The following is a 22,782-nucleotide window of genomic DNA, read 5'->3' as shown; positions in this document are numbered from 1 at the left end:
TTTTTGTAGATTTGGAATAAAGATTGAGCAAAAACACCTCACAAACCTTTATTTTACGTTAAATAAGAAGAATCCCTTTTTGAAAAAGATTGATCAAAAGGGATTTTTCTTTAGCAGTTTTAAGTTAGGTTTTTATAAAAAAGTCTGATCATTTTCCAACTTTGTTGCTCCACAATGGCGCCCTATAATGGAAAATGTATAACTAATATTTCATCTGCATATTATCTTGTAGTATTTTCTCTGCAAGTTTAATGTTTTCTTTTAGAAATAAAGGTAGTTCCGTATGTGCAAGAACCTCTCTACTAATGAGAGACCTCCACCAGCATGCTCCTCCTTTTCACTTCTACGGATTAAAAGCCATTTCTCATTGCGACGAATAGCCCCTTCTACATTTACTACAAACATAAAATACCCCCTATAATTTATACTTTATCCATAAACACATGGCCCTTTTTATTTCGTAGACGCATTTTTTTCTGCAGAAATGCGCCCGGTTATAGAACCTTCAAACAATATTCTGTTACTCATATCACACACCAATTATTACCACCACGACTCAAGCACTTTAATTTGAACTAATAATAAACTAATTTTTTAGATTATTCTCAATATTAATCCTCCTAATTTCTCCAAAACCCTTATTCAACAATATGGCACGATTGTGGAACAAGAAAAAATCTTGCTTTTATATTTTGTGTAAACATTGAGCTTTAGAGATTAAAAGTCGATAAAAACGCGACAACTTTAAAAACTAATCCCTTGATTTTTGTTAAAATGTAAATAAGTTTTTTTTGCTTTTATGTTAAAATTTTGTAAAATAAAACGGAAGACACATATTTTTACAACTTGGGAGGGGCTATATTATGCGAAGTAAACGAATTAAATTAGCAATTGTCGCAATTATTCTTGTCCTTTGTATAACTGGTATTCTATTTTATTCAGAATATGGAACAAAGAATTTTGGAGATGAACTCATTACAAACACTGATAAATTTGAAGAAGTTGTTGATAGCATTTCCGTTTGGGAAATGAACGGTGGTGTAGATAACAAAAATATATTTATCGTAAACAAAGACGATGAATTATATAACGAAGTACGCAGCATTTTGAATAATTGGGAAGCAAAACGAACTTTATTCAAAAGTATGGATGTCTCTAACTCTTATTACAAAATAGTTTTCACTAATAACGACGATACTACTAATCCAATTAATATATTAATTTCAAAAGATGGTATGGTTAACATTAACTCAAGAGAATACGAACTTGTCAAAGGCGATTTAGTTGAATTACTTAATATCGCTAACTATGAATAATCAATCGAGAATGATGAATCTCAAGTACCTTGTATTCCGCTGCAAGTTCGCATGGATTGGTGGAATGCTTGTTGTATGGTGAAGTCATAAATTTTCTGATTTCTGATTCGTGCAATCATTGCGCAAAGCTCCGTAAGCTAAATAGATCTTTTATTTTACAGCTATATGGTTAAGTGAACCAAGATGAACAATTATAAATGGTGACTGTTTTTATAATAAAGGCGGACTTCCACAAACTAATCTGTGGAGGACCGCTTTTAATTTGTTCTTATTTACTTAACAATCCTCGTCTCGTGAATTCAGAAGAACAGAACGCTATTCAACAATAGCGTCCAATTGTTGAATATTGTTATCTAACTAAAGCACTCTAAAGTTTAAGTGAAACTGTTCACAACTTACAATCAGTGTTTAAGGATCTCGGATAATGCCTGTTCCTCACCATCTAACATCGAAGTAACGATTGTCATAAAATCTTCAGCTCCAATTTCAAAATGACCTCGACGGAATGGTAACCCCCAATTGCGATTTCCACGCGTAAAAGTGAGCTGGTTTAACAACAGTGCAATCTTAACTTCTCGACAAGGAATATAACGCATATCTCTGCGAAATGGCACAAACGACTCCGACACTTGATGTTTGTAAGCACCGTTATCCGTAACCTGACCAATAGCAGTAAATGCTTGAACTGGCTTCCCTTTGGACATGTCTGTGCGAGGGGAATAGTATATCAGCCAATCACCTGGAGACATTTTACGCAAAGGTGCTACCTTACCGTGACATAACTGTGCAAAACCACCTTCTATGGCTAAATTCACATGAGAAGCGGATACAACGCCAATCCAATATCTGCTTTTCTGACTTGTTATATTCGACATGATGCATCCCCCCTACTCTTCAAATACTAAACTTTTCAACCGATCCAGTTGTAAAAAATGATGTCTGTAATGCATTTCAATCAACATAAACCATTCCTGCGCGTTTAAAGCACCGAACGCCGGATGAAGTATCTTGTTACTTACAGGCACTTGAAGTAGAACTGATTCCGTATTCCTCATCCGTTCCACTACACTGTGAAGTCCTTCTACCAATTGCTCCATGCTCTCTGGTGGTTGCGGAGTATAGTTTGGCGAAGCAGGGACCTTAATACGAACAGCAGGAAATTGTTCTAGTTTAAAAACAATCTTACCCTGCTCAGTTTTTTCCTTCGCTGGGTTCAATGTCGATTCGCTACCAGCTAAACATTGCTCGACATTATGTAGATGCATGAAAGCTGATTGAATTAAATGTACATACATCTGTCCTATGGACCAATCTTCTTCGTTCAGCTTTCTATGTATTTTATCAATATTGAGTTTTGTCAGTTCTGCCAAATATCTTTCTACTGTAAGTTCAAATGACTTCAATACTTCCTTTGTACTTTTCATCCTTCATAGCAGCTCCTCTTCATCTTGGTATAGTCACAGTATAAAAGAACACTACTGACAGGTGTATGTCAGTAGTGTTCTAGAATTTTTTTCGCTACTTCCCGAATCTTGAAGCGTAAAGACTTCGGCTCAATCACCTCGATATCTCCGTCCCAGCCAAGTAAATGCTGTAATAGTTCCTCTGGATACCGAACACGAAATTGAAAGATTACATCCTCCTTCCGCTCCTCAATAGATTCAATATAAAAATTTACTGCCTCAATGATTTTGTCGGCAATTTCGGGGTTTGCCCTCATTATTATTCTTTCATCTCGATTGTCAGGTGGCCGATAGCTACTTAGGTCAAAATCATTTGGTAGAAGAAATTGATCTTCCAACACAGAAAGCTCGGACATCCGGGACAAGCGGAAATGACGCATTTCTTGCCTCATATCACAGTATGCTAGTAAAACCCAATTTTCATGGACAAGTGTTAATCCATATGGAGAGACGACACGTTTATTTTTCCGATTCCCATCTGTTCCTGGCATTTTTTTAATATACATAAAACTGATTTTGCACTGTTTCAAAATTGCATCGCGAACTTGATTAAGATACGTTTTTACCCGCTCTTCAGTTGACTGCTCACCTATATGAAGCAGTCGCATTGTTTCCCGAACAAGCCTTGACTCGTTACGAACTGACTCCGACAAAGTAGCCTCGATTTTGCGTTTAGCGGACCTTGCATTAATACCATAATCTGTATCCAACCTTTGCTCGATAAAATCAGCTCCCATGAGCAGGGAGACRGCCTCTTCTGCTGTGAACCTAACCGGGGGTAGAAAATATCCTTCCATTAAGGAATAACCCTGACCAGGGGCACCTAAAATGGGAACCCCAGCCTCACTTAGTGCTTGAATATCCCTATATATCGTACGTACACTTGTCTCAAATTGAGAAGCTAAATCTTCTGCTCTCAATGTTTTGCTTCGCTGTAATTCAAGCGTGATCGCAAGCTGCCTCTCCGTTTTATTCATTTTTTTCCTCCACAATTTCAGCATTCTATTACAGTACTTGCCCAATAATTGAATAACAGCAAGCAATATTGAAGCTGTATCCCTAAAAATGAGCTGCCTATGCAACTCCGTGTTCTTCAAGCAAAGCACCCGTTCTAGCTTAAATATTTTCTTTCATATGTTTGGTGTTAATCAGATTTAATAACCTCCCATAACGCCGTTTTATTGCTATCCCATTTTAAAAGTGTTACTGCCTCTTCAAAACATGCTCTTTGGATAATGATATATCTTTTGTAGGAACTTTAACACCAAATGAAAATTCTTTTAATACTTAAACGTCTTGTCCCCAAAGGAAATTCCCAACTACATCTTCTACTGCTAGTGAAGAACTAGAATCTAATGCAATATGATAATCTCTTGTAAAGCCAGCCTCTTCAAATGCTTCTCGTTTAGTAGGAGTCTTACCCTCTTCTTCAGCACCAGCTAATCCCTGCCAATATCCATAATCACTTCTCTTAAAAATTGCATATTCAACCCGTGAAAGTAAACACCGAGTGCGCCATGTGCTGGCCAAAGCATCTTTTTCTTCGACCTATAGGCTTTTTCTACAGACTTTTTACGCATTCCACACTAGCTTTGTTGCAGAATTCTCTACTTGTAATTCCGCAAGTGCTAGCAATAACAGAATGGCCACCACCCAAAACTGTAATTTTCTTTCGTATTCGTATTTATAGTTGGGATACCATACTTTATGATCTGCTAATACTTATTCATTTTGTAATTATATCCCTGTAGAAATTACTGGATTTGGATTCCCCCCATGTACCGTAGCATCCATAACGGCTCACACTTCAATAATTAGGAAAGCTTTGTAAAAGATGTTTACAAACAACTTAAATTTAGATATACTTACAAAGTAAACAAAAAATTCTTAAGGAGGTCGAATAAAATGATCGTTATCGTTAAATTGATGTCATTGGTAGCTACAACTTCATTAAAAATGAAAATCACACATTCGACCGCATCGGAATGGATCGCTTAAGGTTTTTTTGTAAATAAGCATACCCATACCGCAGGGAGAAGTGTGCCCCTGCGGTATTTTTGTGCCTTTTTTCGCCGTAGAGGAGTCTCTCTACGGTTTTTTTCATTTTTCATGACAATTTAAGTAGGTGATACTATATGATATTAAACTTTTTTGCGCTCACGATAACTATTACAAAACGTAAGGTCTCTCTTGAGAAAGCACTTCATGATGAATATGTGAAAAAAATCTTTGAAGAGAACCGAAAAAAAATTGACGATTATATTCGTATTCGTCAATATTAATCTTGTTAATTAAAAAACATGAAAGGTGGTAATTGAAATGTATTATATGATCAAAAGACGTCATGCAGTTTTATGGCTGGAGAAAGACACAACCACCAGATGAAGTAATATAAAGTGATAATATAGCTAATTTTATAATCTCAGTTGAGCTAACCCRTTCTAATCTAGGACGGGTTGCTTACTCCAATCGCAATGTTAATTAAGTTAAAAAGAAACTTATAAACTAACTATTCCAGACTACACAGTGATAACCCTTCTTGCTTAGAAATTCATTAAATCCTTATTACTTTAACCTTCCCAGTTAGTTAAGTACATTACTTTTCCAACTAACCTAATTTTCAACATAATTCCTTTAAAAATGTTATTCAATTAAATAGCCCTTAAACTGAAAAATGAGCTTTCCTTTTTCCAGGAAAGAGTCCGATTGTTGAAGATCGTTGTTATTAAATTAAAGCACACGTTAGTTTAAGAAGAACAAAAGGTTAACGCATCGTCTAAGATTAATTTTGAAAGTTTATGGTCATTAATTACAAATGGTATTTCAGAGGGTTCTACCCAAATTCGAGCAGATGATTCATGTTCTCGGAGAAAAGGTAAGCATTCGGTAACATCCATTCTAAAAAATGCCTGATAAGCAATCAATGGATATTTTCCACTTGAATCAAAGGACAGATTTTCTTTATGGCTTACTTCAATAGAACCTATGTATTTAATTGTTCCCTTTACATACCCTTCTTCATATGTTTCGCGTAGTATAGCTTCTTCTACGTTCTCCCCAATCTCTACGTGTCCACCTGGATAATTAAACCCTCGATTTTTTATTTGTGATAATAACACTTTCCCATCTCTAAAGCACACTGCATGAACACTCGTCACTATTAAAGATTCTGTTAATTTCATTCGAGGCATCCAAGTTAGCTTCACATTATTTCCACCCCAGTCTACAAAAATCGTCTGCATATATCTATCCCATCTCCTGTTAAATGCAATTTATCACCTAATTTTAACTTTCTACACTGTTTCAAAAATCCCTCTTATACAACAAACCGGAAATAGATTTTAAAACGTGGTAAATATACGTTTTTTATGTTGCATCAATTGTAGAATATATTACGAGTAACCATTCTTATGCCAATAGAATATATTTGGAATTTGCATATTGGTCCGTTTAAAAGAATGAGGCTTCTGACTCTTATTCGAGTTCTCGTCATCTAGTAGATTTAAAAGTCTTATCAGCAAAGCCTCCCTCATGGTAATAGATTTCTTGTTTGTTTTACAACTTTTATTCCACAATCTGGCCCTTTAATGCAAACAAGCGCTGATCCTTATTACAGAATGCACCCTTTTGTTGAAGATCGTTTTACTTATTGAACTAACGTATCTGTTCGTTAAAGGTAACTCTTCACATATTACTTMWTATTATAAAGGTGAATAGAAAGATAAGTTATAATTTAGTTTAATAGTTGTAAAAGTATGTTATTTATATTATTCTCTTATAATTTTTCAAAAAGGAGTGTTTATGAAAAAGATTATTGTTGTTGTATTAATGATATTTATATTATTCTTAGGATCCACAACACAAAGTTATGCACTGTCAGATTCGAAATCTGCGGCAATACAAGCGTTGCTAGATGATGCCTCTCGAATATCAGGTGTTCCAGGAATTTCAATCTCAATAATTGTCGATGATGAAGTGTTCTACTTTTCTTCAGGGTATGCTGACCGTGAAAAGGGGTTGACTGCAAGTGAAAATACACTCTATGAGTTAGCTTCTGTCAGTAAAGCTTTTACTGGTATGGGTATTATGCTGTTGGAAGAGCAAGGGCTGCTCTCAATGACGGACCCTGTGCAAAAATATTTACCTTGGTTTACGTTAAAGTATCAAGGAAAACCTGTTGATACGCAAAGCCTTACACTAAATAACTTTCTTCACCATACCAGTGGTCTAACAAATATTAGGCATACTCAAAATATTCCACAAGGCAATACACCGGATATGTTGCAAAAGACTGTGGAAATGCTCGTAGATGCTGAATTGGCGTTCCCTCCTGGTGAACAGTATAACTATGGAACCGTTAATTATGACGTATTGGGATTGGTTATTGAGATTGTGTCGCAACAAAGCTATGAAGACTTTATGAAGGAACAAGTATTTCAGCCGTTAGGTCTTCACCAGACGTATGTTTATAAAGAAGATGCTCAAGCCACTGGACAGTTGGCACAAGGCTACCGTTCTTCCTTTTTTATGACAACTCCATTTAAAGCTCCGGATTATGCTGGGAACAAACCCGCAGGCTACATCATTTCTAATACAAAAGATATGGCACGTTGGATGGGCATACAGATGGGTATTGTGCAGGACATACCCGAAATATTTCACACGGTTATCGAAAAATCACATAGGGGTGATATGTCTGTCTCGGCTGTCAACGATATGTATTATGCGGCAGGCTGGTCGGTAAACGCCGACCAAACAATTATCGAACATACTGGGGGCAATCCAAATTTCCGAACCGAAGTAGCCATACTGCTAAATGACAGAACAGCCGTCTGCTTGCTGAGCAACGGCGCAAATACCAATATAAACTTGGTACTAAAAGTTAAAGATATATTAGACGGTAATCTAACTCAGTCATATGAAATAAGTGGCACACAGCTTTTGGATATCATTTTGTCGTCTATCACTATTATTCTTTGCCTATTGGCTGTTCTGCTATTTCTCTTAGGATTACGAAAAWARAWAATGAATAAGAGACAGCCAATGACAAAAAAGAGGATAATCATAACAGTTATTTTCCTGATGGCTACGATTGTCCTTGGTATACTGTGCTATGCTATCGATTGGTCAACGATACTTATTTGGCAAACATATAGTATTCTTACAGCGTTGATTTCGTCAGCATTATTAACAGCCAGCATTACATGGTTTGTATACACTCACCGATAAAATACCTCGCTCCCAAGATAATCATAATGTTAAGTAATAAAATATAAAATTATCGGTATGCTTAATAAACCTGCTACTGCAGCAGAAATTGAAACTGCAACTGCAAATTTAAGTCTGCTACTGTAAGCATTGGGAATGGAAATACGGTCCTTTTACAAAGAAGTAGTATGGTACGTGTTTTACAAAATCACCACCCACTTTATTGGACAGGATCAACTGGAAAAACTCTTTTTAATCCTAATATCAGAAACTAATTTATCTAAGAATAACATTGAATGGACCTTAGAAAAAATTATAAATAAACGAAATAATTTAGTGGTTTTTTCTTCAAAAAATAGTATGAAAAGTCGGTTAAAAGGAGTTTGTGAAGAAAATGAATTCATTAATGAAGTAGTTGTAAGTGCACATGATTATCTTACTCTAAGAGAAAAGGATACTCGAACTCAGAATCTAAATGAAATGGTTGAAAAATACAATCAGCTTAAGCAATTGATTAAAGAATAAAAATATGACAGATGCTTGAAGTTGTACAATTAGCTACTATTAGTTTTCAGACTAATGGTAGCTTATTTAATTGTTAAGTTACAAAAAGGTCGTATCCTAGAAGTCTTTAAAGCAACAGAAAGCATTTAAATGGCTCGAAATGGCTTTATCTGGTGTTTTAAGTCGTTTAAAATCCACTCTTGAATGACATCTAAAAAACCTCCAAATATATGGAGGTTTTTAAACTATTTTATTTTACTTCAACTTGACCCATCATCCCATTTTCTTCATGTTCAAGGACATGGCAATGGAACATGTAAATGCCCTTATTATTGAACTTCACTGCTAATTTAACTGTTTGACCAGCTTCAACTGAAACCGTATCCTTCCACCCTTTTAAATTTAAAGGAGGTTCTTTCCCATCAATCGACACGATTTTAAATTGAGTGCCATGTATGTGGAAAGGATGTGTCATGCCACCCATCATATCAGGTTTATTATAAATTTCCCAAATTTCAGTATCTCCCTGTTTTTGAGTGAAATCAATGCGATTCATATCAAACTGTGAACCATTGATTGAAACCATTGTGCCCATACCAAAAAGTTCAAGTTTCTTTGTAACTGGTAAGGTTTTTTCCTCTTCCGTAACACCAAAATCATTTAATTTTTGTGCAATGTTACTTGTACTTGCAGCTTTTTGTTCAATTTTAAATGGTAAAAGGGTAATTCCTTCTTCATTTATTAATGCTATATCAGTTTTGTCATCCATCTTTGAAAAATCCACTATTACCTCTGCTCGCTCACCTGGTGTTAAGGTAATTTCTTTCATATCAGTTGGTTGATTTAAGAAACCTCCATCAGTAGCAATTTGTTGGAATGTAGCTCCATTATTCAATTTAAACGTATAATTACGAGCATTAGAACCGTTTAATAATCGAAGTCTTATTTTTTCTTTACCGACAGTAAGTTTAGGATTCACAGTACCATTAATTAACAAAGTATCTCCTATTGTACCATCCTCATTAAGGACTGCTTGATAATTTAATTGCTTTTCTTCAGTAAATTGTCTATCTTGGAATACTAACGGAAAATCATTCACACCATACTCATTCGGTAAATTGATTTTTTGCGAATTTTCATCATCAATATAAATTAAGCCAGCTAAACCTTTATATACTTGCTCTGCTGTAGCACCTTCTGGATGTGGATGGAACCACAGCGTAGATGCTCCTTGATTAACTGTAAAATTCACATCTTCTGTTACACCTGGCTCTAAGACTTGATGTGGACCGCCATCACCATTTCCGGGAATTTCTAATCCATGCCAGTGAAATGTTGTTGGTTCAGATAAAGCATTTTTAGTTCTAAACGTTACCGTTTGATCTTTATGAATACGAATGACTGGCCCTAAAAAAGAACCATTATATCCATATGTCTCTGTTTTAGTTCCCTTAAGGATTTCTGTCGTTCCTTGTTGAGCAGTAATATCAACAATTCCATTTTTAGGTTCAATAATAGGTGGAAGCGCAAGCTCATTTTCCCCAGTTGAATTATTTAATGCTAATGGATTGTTATGACTCGCATGACCATTTTCCATGCTATTATCTTTATTATCCATACCCTCCATGTTTTTCATTTCTTCATCACTCATATTGGAATGGTCCATACTAGACATAGTAGAATGGTCCATATTTGAATTATTATTAGATTCCGAATTACCCGCACTACATCCCCCCATTATAATAGCGCCTACCAATAATGAAGCAATCAAAAGTTTAGATTTCATTATGTTTCCTCCTTTTATTCTTTACATAGGCACTATAACAAAGAAGTATGGAGAAATTATGGATTTGTAATTAAATAAGACAAGTATTAACCACTCTATCTAAGAAAACTTTGATATGACTTTTTTACTTCTTAACTTTCCAAATCAAAATGATAATTGACATTAATAAGATACTTATTACAATTTTCCCTATTAAATTTACTTGCATAAAACCATATACGGCTCCTGCTTCAAAGATTAAGGCTGGTATTTTTCCAATCGTACTAGCAAGCGCAAATGTGCCTAAAGACACCTTAGAAAATGCACTAGTAAAAGTCACAAGACCTGATGACATAAAAGGTAAAATCCTTAAACTGACAATTATCCAAAATGCATCAGACCCTTCCAACTCCTTTAATTTTAAAAGTTTAGGGTGTAATACGAACGGTCTTTTCCATTTATTGATTCCTTTTCTATATAAAATAAAGCTAATAACTGCACCAAGTGATTCACCGATAATAGAAATCAACAAACCGTTGAATACGCCAAAAAACACAAGGTTAGTAGCTGTAACAAAAACACTTGGTAGTATACCTATAATACTAACCAAAGTATTTATCATTAAACTAACCAAAATTGCAAATAATCCAGATTGTTCAAGTAATTGAAGTAATTTTTCTTCCATGATTAAACGCTATCTTTTTTAACCTATTACTTGCATATAATGAACTATTGTTAATAAACAACAACTGCCTGTTCGCCTAATGCTTCATAGCTATTAAAAAATGCTCCCTTATCCAATGTTATCAATCCCTTACGTGGATCCATTACTTCCACAGTCGTATTTCCCACAGATAATAGTACCATTGTATGTAAATTTTGATACATTTGATGGTACTCACCTGCTTCTTCCATAATCCATCCCCCTTTAACCTTTGGTGGTGAGAGGTCCAATGTTACCCATATAATAACTGGTATTCCCTGTCTAATATAATTTGTTATTTCTTTTATTGTACTTCCACTACTATTTTTTGCATGTAAATCTAACTTTCTCTCGGTGATAAAATTATTAGCTGCTTTGACAATTGGTTCTGCAAAAACATATGTACCCGTTTCTAGATTGCTTGGCTCGCCGCCATATGCTTGATTAGGATTTGGCCCATACTTTTTTTTCATTTTGTATTCAAACGATTGTTTAGGTAAATAATTTTGATCCATTTCTAATTTAGATGTTTCTGCACCATAGTAATTAAGTACTGCTGTAAGAGTAGTTATTTCACACCCATTTGGTAATTCAGGATTTTGTAGAATTACAGGAACTCCAAATCCTTTATTATGATTTACTGCATATGTTTGCACTAATATGGATTGTGTAGATGACGTATACGTAAATTTTTTCTCTGTTAAATACATTCCTGTTGTAAAATTGTTTGGATTCCCTACTTTTACTGTATAGGTTTCATTCGGTTGCAAATTATTAAATTGAGCCTCACCTTTATTCAAACTAATTGTTGAATCTATTTCTTTCCCTTCTTCATTAAGTAACACCACATATAGATCATTAAGTGGATCTCCACTAAAAAATTCAACGGTTAACACTGTTATGGTATTCAAGTTTGTATTTTCATTTGTACAACCCTCTAAAATAACTGCTAATAATCCTAAAGTGAAAATAATTCCCCACTTTCTAATGCCCCATACCTCCTCCCGTTATTATTACATGATTCAAAATGGATATAACGAATAATTATGGATTAAAATTAAAATGGATTTTTAGAATTTCTTCATAAAAAAAAGATGTTCCATTTGTCAAAATTGACTTGACTCGTCGAACATCTCTGAGTATTTAATTTTTACGGAGTAGATCATCACTTTCCGTTAGCCATTTATGAATTGTTACTTTTACACCAGGAGTAGAAGTGTAGTCAACCATATACACAGTTGTTTCCTCTGCAGAATTAATTCCTCTTTCATCTCCTTCATTTTGTCTTCGCTGCACATGCAATGTAACAATTTTTGAATTACCCAAAATTGACTTTAGTGAGATTAAGAATCATTATTTAGTCTGGTAGAATTAGTTCCATATAATTCTTTATATCTTGTTCTTTCATTTCTCCAGTGATTATTTTTTCTATTTTCCCCTCAGAATTAATAAGCATAGTCGTTGGTAATGGATTGATATTATATGCTTCCATTACACTTTTATTTTTATCTATTAAAACCGGAAAAGTTAGACCTTTTCGGTCAATATAATTTTGAACCACGAAGTCGGATTCTGCTATATTTATAGCTAATACCTGTATACCCTTTTCTTTATAATCATTATAATATCTATCTATAATTGGAAATTCTCTTTCGCAAGGTTTGCACCAAGTACCCCAAAAGTTTAAAAAGACGCCTTGTCCTTTGTATTCTTCCAAATTATGTTTCTCACCATGCATATCAACTAGAGTAAAATTTGGAGCATCGTCCCCTATTTTTAATACTTCATTTTTATCTTGCGTTAAAGTTGAATAGACTGTGAAGAATATTGCCCCAAATAATATAATTAATATAATTGAACGCATAAGAAATCTTCTCTTTTTTTTATCCATAATGAAGTTAGGCTCCTTCCTTTCTTATATATGTAAAACTAGAAACCAGTAAATCCTCCAAAAATCGGTGTTAAAAACGCAATAATTTTAGTCATCATATCAAAGTATAATAAAACCCCCATCACAATCATTATTGCACCACCTATTTTCATAAACAGTCCATTTTTTCTTTGAAGAAACTTCATTTTTCCGATAAATAAAGACATTATTAGGAAAGGTATAGAGAAACCTAGCACATAAAATAGCATGTACAACATGCCCTTCCCAGGATCAGACACGCCTAAAGCTATTACTCCTGCAAGAATTGGTCCAGTACAAGGTGTCCATCCAGCTGCAAAACCCATACCAATAAGTACCGAACCAAAATATCCTTTGGGCCTTTTTTTAAAATGAATCTTTTTTTCAGATTGTAAAATATCGATTTTAAAAAAACCTAGAATAACTAATCCAAAAAAGACCATGATAATTGCTCCAATTTGTCTTAGGAACTCTTTATACTGAATAAAAATCTGTCCGATAAAAGAAGTTGAAAAACCTAGTGCCATAAAAATAATAGAAAAACCAAGTAAAAAAAGCAGGGTATGTATCAGAGATTTTCGCCTCAAAATCCCTTTTTCTTCTTTTAGTTCATTAAAGGATATTCCTGTTACATAAGATAGAAAAGCTGGATACAATGGTAATGAACAAGGTGATACAAATGATAATAATCCAGCACCAAATGCAAGAAGTAAATTTAAATGCTCTAACAAATACGCTCACTCAACCTTTCTATAGTCCATTTGAAAATAAAGTATAGACTATAAATATGGAGAATATATGCATATGCAGCGTGATATAAGAATTAGAATTTTTTTGATAGCTTTCTAATTTTTCATTAATCTAAATAGGGATTAAAAATAAAAAATGAGCCGTGTTTCAACTTTAGAAACACAGCTCATTTATTATGCTAATTCTAAACATTGGAAAAATCTTTAATTATATTCCTAGTCTAAGGATTAAAGCATAATCTAACAAGAATATTAGATACGAATCATACATATATTGATTTTAATATTTCATTAAAACAAAAATCTATTATTCTATTCATGATGGAATTATATTAAATTTTCTATAAAGATAGGATGATGACAATTATTGAAAAGTCGGTTCTTGCTATGGTTATTTTACGTGTATTGTCTGGGAGTATTGAAGTAAGTGCTGGATTGTTGATGCTAAAGTTAAATAATCTAGAAAAAGCATTTTATATTAATACAATGCTTGCTTTGGTTGGTCCAACAGTATTAATCGTAACGACAGCAATTGCATTATTTGGACTAGCAGATAAAATACCTGTGACAAGAATCGTTTGCTTATTTACGGGTATAACACTTATTATTATTAGCTCACATATTAAGTAAAAATAAAAGATTACTAAAATTCAGCAAAAACATACAAGTGTCAGAATTTGAGTTTGACGAAAAAATAATCTTCACAACCTTTTGGATCCAAGTTATCTTCTGTATCTTTATAGCATGGTTCCATTCATAATCTTTGTTAAACTCTTTTATGAATCACCTAACATGTTCATTAACTTACTGTAGCGTGTGACGACGCTGCTTTTTTTTATGTATAATTAGCCTTTWTTTGCASRWATTTATNTTGAGTGWRTYGCMMGCAMTTATACGGTGGTGGCGTTGGTTGACCGTCACGACCTCCCTCAATAAGGGTTACATTATCTCAGTAACCCTTTTATAATTTCTATTCAGATCAGGTAGTTTTCTACTTTGGGCTAACTTTAATCAAACCTTTACGACCACTAACCGTATTAGTAAAGATGTTCCTCTATCTTTGATTTTTTCTGTACTAGCTCATTCATATAGTTACGGAACACCTATTTCCTCATAATTTCAAATCTCCTGCATCCTTCCCTATATATTATGGAATCTGCTTTTATTTATATATATATTTAATCTACGTGGTTTGCACAGCACGCAACATCAGAATGAACATCTTCTAAAACCGTATCAAACATTCCAAGAAGTTCGCGAATACGCTCATTTCTCAAACTATAGTAGCAATATTTTCCTTCATTACGACCAACAATAATGCCACACCCTTTTAAACAGGCTAAGTGTTGAGAGATATTAGACTGATTCCCCTTTAATTCCTCGACGATTTGAGATACTGTCTTCTCTTTCTCTTTGATACACTCTAAAATTTGAAGTCTTACCTTGTTTGAAAATCCATGAATTAGTTTAATTTTTAAGTCAATATTTTTTTCTGTCACAAAATCTCCTCCAATACATATTAGACTTAGCTAATATGTTTTGATATGATCATATTCGATATCACTAATATGTGTGTCAAACATACTAGCACTACCTAATATGTCTGTCAAAATTTTAAAAAATATGGGTCTCTCTTCAGCTAATAAACGTAGGCATCCTCAAGTTAGATTTTTTACTGTCTGAAAAGGAATATTAGATTAAATTTGGGACAGGTTTCGCAACTGGCTGGACACTTGTAATAATGGCTTTAGKGCTAACARACCCTGATAAAGGCTTATTATACATACTTATTAATGTACTGGTTTTWTCAAKTTCCTTTCTTAAGCTKTCTYAAATTRCSTTTYKTMMAAAAAAARCATTTRTGATTATTGATTTTAATGGGATTTTATTATATTTTGACATGATGACAAAGATTATTGCGTGGGTCACTCCTATTTTCGGAGGGGACACAGGATTTTAGAAGTTCATACGCTCTGTAGAAAGGCTGGATGTAGCATTGAATAATACGTGGAACAAAATTATCTATAAAATTGGCTCTTCCTTTTACGATAAATTTTTTAATACAGGTACTTTTTTAAAGACTAGAAWGAGKATTTTKCAAGAAGTGCCTTTTCAGCGTAAACAAAAAATCCTCTATGTAGGAATTGGTACTKGGGCTGATTTAGAATTAATCAACTATGTTGATTATGATATAACTGCCATTGATTATTCTCCTGATATGCTAGCGAAAGCTCAACATAAATTCGAGCACTCTTCTATCAATTTTTTAGAAATGGATGCTCAAAAAATGTCTTTTGCAGATGAATCATTTGACTATATTGTAGCTAGTTTAATACTTTCTGTGGTTCCTAATGAAAATAAATGCTTTGAAGAGATGATAAGAGTTTTAAAGAAGGATGGTAGAATTCTTATCTTTGATAAATTTGCTCCTAAAAATCAAAAACTAACGCTAWCAAAAAAATTGGTAAGGCCATTTATAAGTATGTTAGGAACAGATATTGGTAGAAGTTTTGAGGAGTTGTTTAAACAAAATGATCAAAGGCTCAGAATTATAAGAGATGAATCTGTTATGTTAAAGGGTATGTATAGATATATTGAAGTTCTTAAACTCTCTTAGCTAATCATTAAGGGCATAGCTGAACTAGCAGTTAACGTTTTGGAGAAACTCATCAAGAAGCTCAAGCATCTTATCAAGAGTTTAAAAAACAACAATTAGCCAACTTGAATTGGCTGATTGTTGTCTTAGTAATTGAACAACCCTATAAATGTTAAATACCATGTATCGATTTAAGTCTCCCGTGATAAATTGTTACTCTATTTGTTTTTTCATGAGTTGTTTTGAAAAGTTAAAAAATCGAATTTCGCTAACAAATGTAGAACCTAATAAAAATACCCCTCCGATAATTTGCACTAGGGTCATTTGTTCTTGCAATATCATTGCAGAAATCAATATTGCTACAAAAGGATCGACATAACTTAGCATCGCAATACTCTGCCCTTTCAATTTTTCCATTCCCGAGAAAAATAACCAAAAKCCAATCCCTGTATTAACGATAYCTAAAAKTAAAATAAAAGGAATASATGCGCTTGATAATCCAAAAATCCCAAAGCCTTCTGTCAAAAAAACATACGGCAGCAGTAATAATGCAGTTGTTCCAAGTTGAATAATGGTCATCTCTAGCTTGTCCATCTCTTTAATAAATTTGTTTAAAAGTAACAATGCCGCATAAAACGCAGCTGCCATCAATCCAAAGGTAAGTCCAAGGAAATCATCTGATTCCGTTGCACTCACCCCTTCTCCTACAATCATTATCATACCGATAATTGCTATGACAATGCATATTATTTTCTTTATGGATAATTGTTCCCTAAGTACAACAGGTGAAAGAATCATTACAAATACTGGTGCAAAGTAATATCCTAGTGTGGCATTGGCAAGTGATGTGTGGTCGTAGGATTGATAGAGAAAAATCCAGTTTCCTCCCAATGCAACGCCTGAGAGAAACAAAAATAAAGCATTCGATTTCACTAAATTCCAGGATATTTTTTTCTTCATTATGGAGAAGATGAAGAATAAAAATAAGCACCCTAGTAAACTACTTAGTAAAGCTCTTTCACTCGCCGCTAAATCAATGTAACGTACAACTAAACCGATTGTGCCAAAAATAATCATTGATACGATAAATTGAAATTTAGATTTCATGGTCTACTCCCCTAACCTACCGCATTTTAATAGGAACTATTAGGTGTTTTTTCCGTCCTTTCCTTCCACTCCCTTTCAACTTGCTTTTGTAATGGGAATAGCATAGCATACTTATVTSTRTTACARAWTTGMATGTTTGTCATGCTACACATAACTAAATAGCATGCAAGGGGGATAGCGCAATGAATATCCAAAAATATATGGCCTTTGTCAAAGCAGTAGAATATGGGAGCTTTACAAGTGCTGCCGATGCATTAAACTATACACAGTCTGGTATCAGCCGTATGATCAACGATTTAGAATCAGAATGGAGAATTTCCCTTTTTGAACGAGGTCGTGCTGGAATCAGTTTAACATCCGATGGCTTAAAGTTACTGCCCCAATTACAACGTATATGTAATGAGCATGAAATGTTAATGATGCAGATCGAAGACTTACATGATATCCAATCAGGAATCATCCGAATTGGTACATTTTCTARTGTAKCAACACDTTRGCTACCTTATATSATCAAATTCTTTAAGCAGGATTATCCAGGGATTGAWKTMGARTTACYCTTAGGAGATTACACCGAAATCGAAAGCTGGATTATCGAAGGTAGGGTCGACTTTGGATTTTTGCGACTACCAACAAAAGCTAAAATGGAAACAATCTTTGTAGAGCAAGACCGATTGTTGGTAGTCATTCATCAGAATCATCCTCTTGCTGATTGCGATAAATTTCCTATAAGTGAACTATTGACCAGTCCATTCATGCTTTTAGAAAAAGGCGCAAAAGCTGAAATCTCCGAAATTTTTGAGAAGCACAATATCTCGCCGCACATTTCTTTTACAACATGGGACGACTATGCCATTATGTCAATGGTGGAAAACGGGTTGGGAATCAGTATATTACCTGAACTGAWTTTMGAACGCATTCCGTACCAAATTATCGCGAAAGAGCTTGAGATCCCTGCTTTTCGAACTATTGGGATTGCGATGAGAGAGCAAAAATCGCTGTCACTTGCAGCAAAGAGATTTATAGAATATTTATCCTATAGAAAGAGAAAATAAGAAGTTTAGCTATTATTTTGCACACTATAAAAAGCGTATTCGAAAAAATCTCGAATACGCTGCATTAATCTTCCACCGCTTCTAAATAGCCTTGCTGTAAACATGTATCCGTCATAAACTGCTTTATCCCTGCATCAAATGACAATTTGATCGTGCTACTTGTGACCTCCAAAATTTTTCCCTCTCCAAACATCACATGCTTCACCTTTGAGCCAACGATTAACGCTGACTCCGTTGTAATTGTCCTGTCATTACGGTATTGCTTTAATGCTTTCCTCGGACTTTTCGACGCTTTCTTTGGTAATTCCTGAGGTGAAACGATTTGCTTTAACGCCTTCATAAATATTGATGGCACCACACTTGCTTTAAAGCGCTTGCTGTACGAAATTAATTCCAAATGGCGAATTGCACGTGTGATACCGACATAAAAGAGTCTTGTTTCTTCCTCTATTGCTTCTTCCGTCTCAGTAGGTAAAATCCCATCAATTAAGTCAATCAAATACACACGGTCAAATTCCAAGCCCTTTGAACTGTGTAAGGTTGTTAATGTAATGGCATTCATTTCATTTTTCAGATGAGATGTACGTGCTAAATTTTCAAGGTACTTCAAACGACCCGCAAATTCAGTCATCGTCGACGTATGGCGAGCAATCAGTCCAAGTACATCCACAATATCTAGTAAATTTTCATAATTAAAACCGAGGTCCTCGCTCATTTTCTTTAAGGCACGCTCATAACCAAAGTCATAACGGATATGCTCTAGCATGGCTGTTGGTGTTGTTTGATCAAATTGAATGCTATCATACGTTTGGCGAATTCGCTTAATATATTCAGGCTGATAATCCTTTAATTCCACATGCTCTAGTAATAGTGAGAATACACAGCCATCCTCCGGTACTTTCTGCAGTGCCTTTAATTGCGTTGGTGTAATATAAGCATTCATTTTTCTGTAAACTTTTTCAAATATCGAGATATTTTTTGTATTGTACGCTAGACGCATGAAGTTCATTATATCCTCCACAACCCAATGCGTAAAAAAGCGAATGGTGGAATCTTTCATATAGAAAGGCAAGCCCGCTCTGTCTAATGCGTCCATAAGAGGAATGGCTGACGTAYWATTTCGATATAAAACAGCCGTTGAGCCACGCTTAGACAAGCTTTTTAACTGATTCACTACATATTTGGCCTGTAAGCTGTAATTCTCTAGGATTTTAAACGAGATTGGCTCTGCTGCAGGATTTTGCGTAAACATTTGTTTGTTATATCGTTTTTTATTTCGCTGAATGAAAAGATTGGCTGGCTCTACAATCGAGGCAGATGAACGATAATTTTGTGTCATTAGTAAAACACGTGCCTCTGGATAAATCTTTTGGAAATTCAACAAATAATCTGGCTCTGCACCGCGCCAGCTATAAATGGCCTGATCCTCATCGGCAACGACGCATAAATTTTGATGGACAGCGACAAGCTTCTCGATGATCGCATGTTGAACAGGCGATGTATCCTGACTTTCATCCGTTAAATAAAAATCGTATCGACGTTGAAATTGCGCCAACACCTCTCGATTTTTCGTAAAAATATCATTCGCCATTAACAGCATATCGTCAAAATCAATGAGCAATCGGTCACTAGCTGTGCGCTTATATTCCTCATAATGCTGTAAAAKCTCGACTTTTCTTGGCACCTTTACTTCTGCAATTGCCCATTCCTGTTCTGGCAGCATTTTATTTTTGATGAACGTTATGTACGTCAGTAGCTCGTCTAACTGATCTTCCGTAATTTTGGAGCCATTTAATTGTTCAAAAATCTCACGAAGCACTCGTTTTTTTGACATTACACCAGGCCCGTCCGCTTCTTCGATAATCCCGTACGAAATGCCCTGACGTTCAAGTGTCTGCCGCACAACTTGAAATGCTAAACTATGAATCGTCGAGAAATCAACTGGTGGCAAATGCGGAAAAAACTTTGCAAAACGTGCCTTCATATCATTTGCTKATGCCTTACTAAACRTAAMMGCCTTTATGCGAGCAGGCTTGACACCAAGCGCCTCGATCATATAGCCAATACGCATAATAATCGTCKTCGTTTTTCCTGAACCAGGAGATRCCAATAGTAGCAGCGGTCCATTCGTCTGCAATACGGCCTGCTTCTGCACATCATTTAGATAAACGCCAAGTGAACGCTCCTTTTCTTCAAAAAATGCTTTTTGCGCTCCATTCATATCAATTACTCCGTTCTAAAAAAATCTATTTTCTATTATACCAGATGATACTGATTAACTTCTTAAGAGCATTAAAGCAACTAAGCTCGACTACTACTCATTCGAGTGATCTTAGCTCTGTTAAGGAAATTGTTTGCCTCTTCATCATTTTTAGATCTTATCAAAAACAAAAAAGCGTATATACAAAATGTACAACGCTTTTTAGTAGCTCGTTAGTGAAATTTTTTATTTGGCTATCCATTCATATTGAATATCAGCTAAATTTTCTTCATTTTCATGTCCTCTCCCTATGATTTTAAATCCATGTTTTTCATAAAATCGTTGGGCATTTTCATTAACCTCAAATGTGTATAAAGTTAATCGCCCTTTTGATTGTGCTTTTACTTTATCTAGTAATGTATGACCTATGCCCATCCCTTGATAGTCAATATGAATATATAGTTGGCTTATTTCTTCTTCGTTATAGGCAATCATGCCAACTACTTTTTCATCCATTAACGCTAAATCGATGTGAAACTGCKCAGCTAATAGATGATTTAAGAAATATACATGACTTTCAAAGGTATGAATTTCTTTTTGACCAATCGCCTGCTCCTTACTATCTCGCCACATAGTAACTGTTTGTTCGGCRTATTGGGGGGTRTATTGCGTAATAATTATTTTGTGTTGGTTCACTACGATGCCTCCTTAAGCATAATGTAAAAAATAGATCTTATGAAAAATACTTGGTTGGATTCCTAAATCCTGATTGCATACGACTTTAGCAATGCAATATACTTTAAATCAAATATTTTACATTCAAGACTAAACCTATGTAGTTTGTATTTCCTCACATCTTCTGGAAAAATATAAGACATTCCTGTATGCTTCAATTTTTAATCGACTATAATAATTATTTTCTCGTCTTGTCAATGTCGTAATTCAAACAGCGTGATAGCCCTTTTATAAACCACCTGCTATCATTATCAATTACTTCCTACCATAGTTTGAACCGTAGATTTAAATTTGGATAATTTTCATTCATACTATACTCCTTAATAAAGTAAAGCACATTACTTGAAGAATTAAATGTAAGTTCTACGGATAAAAAAACATCTTCCACTCACACTAATGGTGGAGGTGAGATGAAAATGGGAAATAATAAACATAAAAATAATAAAACGCAAGACAACAAAAAACAGCAGAATCAAAATCAAAATGCTAACAATGAGCGTAAAAACAGAGAAGAGATTGCTGAAGAAGTAGATWTCAGTCAAATTCAAAATGAAAACAAACGTTAATCATACTATCATGTGAAGAAACCCTAATACTCACTTCAGTAAAGATGGKTATTGGGGCTATTTTTATAATCCATCTATTACAGCATTTTACGGCTCAAACCCAGCCTGACTTATATAAACATGATTTTCTGGAAAGATTTCAATAAATCGGTTGTATACTTTTTTTATTACATCTGGTCCATACCATTCTTCTAAACCAAGTTGGTCATATTTTTTCTCAATCTCAAGTTTTCTTGTGCGTTTTCCACCACTGCCATCTCCCATGAAGTAGTCATCTATACATATCCGATCGACGAGTTGCTTCAATTTCAAAGGAAAATATTCCCCACTTGGTAAAATGGGAGCGATAGCAACTTGGGTCGGAATGTCCGCAGCTGCTAATTTTTCCAATGTCTTAAAACGCGCTTGGATTGGAGGTGCCATTGGCGTAAAATGTTTACGTATCGTTTCCGAATCTGTCTCCATTGTCATACTTACCCGCACTTTTTCTTTAAATTGTCGCAGCAAATCAATATCTCGACTGACAAGTGGACTTCTCGTCTGTACAAATAAGAAATCAGGGGGGATCCTCTAGCATAACTTCTAGTAAAGATCGCGTCACTTTTTCCTTATGCTCTATTGGCTGATACGGGTCTGTACTTGAGGACATAAAAATGGTTACAGGCCCTTTGGCTTTAGCACGATGAAGCTCCTTTTTTAATACTTTCGCCGCACCGTTTTTAACATCGACCCAACTACCCCATTCCCCTTCTCGAAAAAGAGATACAGGCATTTGACGTACATAGCAATAAGAACATCCAAATGAACAGCCTGTATAAGGATTGAGCGAATGCGTATAGCCAGAAAGAAAGCCAGTTCCTTTATTCAAAATGGTTTTTGGATGCTTATAGAATAATTCGCTTTTCATAC

Annotated in this window: 22 protein-coding genes and 3 pseudogenes; 8 read left to right on the top strand and 17 right to left on the bottom strand. The window is 34.7% G+C overall.

The window, feature by feature from the left end; translation table 11 throughout:
* Positions 1 to 300: 300 nt before the first annotated feature.
* Positions 301 to 405 (bottom strand): annotated as a pseudogene (locus ACHZEU_RS01635) (DNA mismatch repair protein MutT); the annotation flags it as partial.
* Positions 406 to 863: 458 nt separating this feature from the next.
* Here ACHZEU_RS01635 and ACHZEU_RS01630 point away from each other — a divergent pair.
* Complete coding sequence (locus tag ACHZEU_RS01630; protein ID WP_066036717.1) at positions 864 to 1,316, top strand: hypothetical protein; 453 nt, start codon at positions 864 to 866, stop codon at positions 1,314 to 1,316.
* A 401-nt stretch (positions 1,317 to 1,717) separates the two neighbouring features.
* Here ACHZEU_RS01630 and ACHZEU_RS01625 read toward each other — a convergent pair whose 3' ends face one another.
* From ACHZEU_RS01625 to ACHZEU_RS01610, 4 genes and pseudogenes are all read right to left on the bottom strand, one after another.
* The gene (locus ACHZEU_RS01625) at positions 1,718 to 2,191 is read right to left on the bottom strand and encodes an EVE domain-containing protein (RefSeq protein WP_259950173.1); all 474 of its coding nucleotides are present in this window, start codon (positions 2,189 to 2,191) and stop codon (positions 1,718 to 1,720) included.
* Between the two features lie 12 nt (positions 2,192 to 2,203).
* A complete protein-coding gene (locus tag ACHZEU_RS01620; RefSeq protein ID WP_259950174.1) occupies positions 2,204 to 2,740 on the bottom strand; it encodes a DinB family protein in 537 nt (178 codons plus the stop codon).
* A 68-nt stretch (positions 2,741 to 2,808) separates the two neighbouring features.
* Complete coding sequence (locus tag ACHZEU_RS01615; RefSeq protein WP_404803929.1) at positions 2,809 to 3,756, bottom strand: helix-turn-helix transcriptional regulator; 948 nt, start codon at positions 3,754 to 3,756, stop codon at positions 2,809 to 2,811.
* 167 nt (positions 3,757 to 3,923) lie between these two features.
* Positions 3,924 to 4,309, bottom strand: a pseudogene (locus tag ACHZEU_RS01610) (NUDIX pyrophosphatase).
* A 605-nt stretch (positions 4,310 to 4,914) separates the two neighbouring features.
* Between ACHZEU_RS01610 and ACHZEU_RS01605 the strand changes: the two are divergent.
* Positions 4,915 to 5,061: a YrzI family small protein gene (locus ACHZEU_RS01605; protein WP_081011020.1), complete on the top strand. Its 147-nt coding sequence runs from the start codon at positions 4,915 to 4,917 to the stop codon at positions 5,059 to 5,061.
* Positions 5,062 to 5,526: 465 nt separating this feature from the next.
* Here ACHZEU_RS01605 and ACHZEU_RS01600 read toward each other — a convergent pair whose 3' ends face one another.
* Positions 5,527 to 6,021: an NUDIX domain-containing protein gene (locus ACHZEU_RS01600; protein WP_054550199.1), complete on the bottom strand. Its 495-nt coding sequence runs from the start codon at positions 6,019 to 6,021 to the stop codon at positions 5,527 to 5,529.
* 559 nt (positions 6,022 to 6,580) lie between these two features.
* Here ACHZEU_RS01600 and ACHZEU_RS01595 point away from each other — a divergent pair.
* A complete protein-coding gene (locus ACHZEU_RS01595) occupies positions 6,581 to 8,008 on the top strand; it encodes a serine hydrolase domain-containing protein (RefSeq protein ID WP_404803928.1) in 1,428 nt (475 codons plus the stop codon).
* Positions 8,009 to 8,182: 174 nt separating this feature from the next.
* Positions 8,183 to 8,512: a hypothetical protein gene (locus ACHZEU_RS01590; protein ID WP_103118173.1), complete on the top strand. Its 330-nt coding sequence runs from the start codon at positions 8,183 to 8,185 to the stop codon at positions 8,510 to 8,512.
* Between the two features lie 229 nt (positions 8,513 to 8,741).
* Here ACHZEU_RS01590 and ACHZEU_RS01585 read toward each other — a convergent pair whose 3' ends face one another.
* The 6 genes from ACHZEU_RS01585 to ACHZEU_RS01560 form a co-directional block, all read right to left on the bottom strand.
* The gene (locus ACHZEU_RS01585) at positions 8,742 to 10,277 is read right to left on the bottom strand and encodes a multicopper oxidase family protein (protein WP_279495091.1); all 1,536 of its coding nucleotides are present in this window, start codon (positions 10,275 to 10,277) and stop codon (positions 8,742 to 8,744) included.
* Positions 10,278 to 10,401: 124 nt separating this feature from the next.
* Positions 10,402 to 10,941: a TVP38/TMEM64 family protein gene (locus tag ACHZEU_RS01580; RefSeq protein WP_115673635.1), complete on the bottom strand. Its 540-nt coding sequence runs from the start codon at positions 10,939 to 10,941 to the stop codon at positions 10,402 to 10,404.
* A gap of 50 nt (positions 10,942 to 10,991) precedes the next feature.
* Complete coding sequence (locus ACHZEU_RS01575) at positions 10,992 to 11,870, bottom strand: C39 family peptidase (protein WP_054550203.1); 879 nt, start codon at positions 11,868 to 11,870, stop codon at positions 10,992 to 10,994.
* Between the two features lie 232 nt (positions 11,871 to 12,102).
* Positions 12,103 to 12,285: a DUF1541 domain-containing protein gene (locus ACHZEU_RS01570; protein ID WP_066036708.1), complete on the bottom strand. Its 183-nt coding sequence runs from the start codon at positions 12,283 to 12,285 to the stop codon at positions 12,103 to 12,105.
* Between the two features lie 31 nt (positions 12,286 to 12,316).
* Complete coding sequence (resA, locus tag ACHZEU_RS01565; RefSeq protein WP_279495093.1) at positions 12,317 to 12,850, bottom strand: thiol-disulfide oxidoreductase ResA; 534 nt, start codon at positions 12,848 to 12,850, stop codon at positions 12,317 to 12,319.
* Between the two features lie 38 nt (positions 12,851 to 12,888).
* On the bottom strand, positions 12,889 to 13,599 hold the full coding sequence (locus ACHZEU_RS01560) for a cytochrome c biogenesis CcdA family protein (RefSeq protein WP_279495095.1): 711 nt from the start codon (positions 13,597 to 13,599) through the stop codon (positions 12,889 to 12,891).
* Positions 13,600 to 13,971: 372 nt separating this feature from the next.
* Here ACHZEU_RS01560 and ACHZEU_RS01555 point away from each other — a divergent pair, with 372 nt between their 5' ends.
* Positions 13,972 to 14,247 (top strand): YqhV family protein, encoded by a 276-nt coding sequence (locus ACHZEU_RS01555; RefSeq protein WP_048395961.1) that lies wholly within the window; start codon positions 13,972 to 13,974, stop codon positions 14,245 to 14,247.
* A 548-nt stretch (positions 14,248 to 14,795) separates the two neighbouring features.
* On the opposite strand, the gene ACHZEU_RS01550 is transcribed toward ACHZEU_RS01555, so the two are convergent.
* Complete coding sequence (locus ACHZEU_RS01550; protein ID WP_259419460.1) at positions 14,796 to 15,116, bottom strand: helix-turn-helix transcriptional regulator; 321 nt, start codon at positions 15,114 to 15,116, stop codon at positions 14,796 to 14,798.
* Between the two features lie 497 nt (positions 15,117 to 15,613).
* On the opposite strand from ACHZEU_RS01550, the gene ACHZEU_RS01545 reads away from it, so the two are divergent.
* Complete coding sequence (locus tag ACHZEU_RS01545) at positions 15,614 to 16,234, top strand: class I SAM-dependent methyltransferase (protein WP_404803927.1); 621 nt, start codon at positions 15,614 to 15,616, stop codon at positions 16,232 to 16,234.
* Positions 16,235 to 16,426: 192 nt separating this feature from the next.
* On the opposite strand, the gene ACHZEU_RS01540 is transcribed toward ACHZEU_RS01545, so the two are convergent.
* Positions 16,427 to 17,320 (bottom strand): DMT family transporter, encoded by an 894-nt coding sequence (locus ACHZEU_RS01540; protein ID WP_404803926.1) that lies wholly within the window; start codon positions 17,318 to 17,320, stop codon positions 16,427 to 16,429.
* 182 nt (positions 17,321 to 17,502) lie between these two features.
* Here ACHZEU_RS01540 and ACHZEU_RS01535 point away from each other — a divergent pair, with 182 nt between their 5' ends.
* Positions 17,503 to 18,372, top strand: a complete 870-nt coding sequence (locus ACHZEU_RS01535; RefSeq protein ID WP_404803925.1) for a LysR family transcriptional regulator — start codon at positions 17,503 to 17,505, stop codon at positions 18,370 to 18,372.
* Between the two features lie 64 nt (positions 18,373 to 18,436).
* Here ACHZEU_RS01535 and ACHZEU_RS01530 read toward each other — a convergent pair whose 3' ends face one another.
* Positions 18,437 to 20,593, bottom strand: coding sequence for an ATP-dependent helicase (locus ACHZEU_RS01530; protein WP_404803924.1), 2,157 nt, complete (start codon positions 20,591 to 20,593; stop codon positions 18,437 to 18,439).
* A 225-nt stretch (positions 20,594 to 20,818) separates the two neighbouring features.
* The gene (locus tag ACHZEU_RS01525; RefSeq protein ID WP_404803923.1) at positions 20,819 to 21,268 is read right to left on the bottom strand and encodes a GNAT family N-acetyltransferase; all 450 of its coding nucleotides are present in this window, start codon (positions 21,266 to 21,268) and stop codon (positions 20,819 to 20,821) included.
* A 455-nt stretch (positions 21,269 to 21,723) separates the two neighbouring features.
* Here ACHZEU_RS01525 and ACHZEU_RS01520 point away from each other — a divergent pair, with 455 nt between their 5' ends.
* Positions 21,724 to 21,873, top strand: coding sequence for a hypothetical protein (locus ACHZEU_RS01520; RefSeq protein ID WP_404803922.1), 150 nt, complete (start codon positions 21,724 to 21,726; stop codon positions 21,871 to 21,873).
* Between the two features lie 87 nt (positions 21,874 to 21,960).
* Here ACHZEU_RS01520 and ACHZEU_RS01515 read toward each other — a convergent pair.
* Positions 21,961 to 22,780 (bottom strand): annotated as a pseudogene (locus tag ACHZEU_RS01515) (SPL family radical SAM protein).
* Positions 22,781 to 22,782: the final 2 nt, after the last annotated feature.

The organism is Lysinibacillus sp. S1, from assembly GCF_044986265.1.
GTDB lineage: Bacteria > Bacillota > Bacilli > Bacillales_A > Planococcaceae > Lysinibacillus > Lysinibacillus capsici.
Note: the sequence above shows the minus strand (reverse complement) of the source record. Positions and strands in the feature narration are given on the sequence as shown.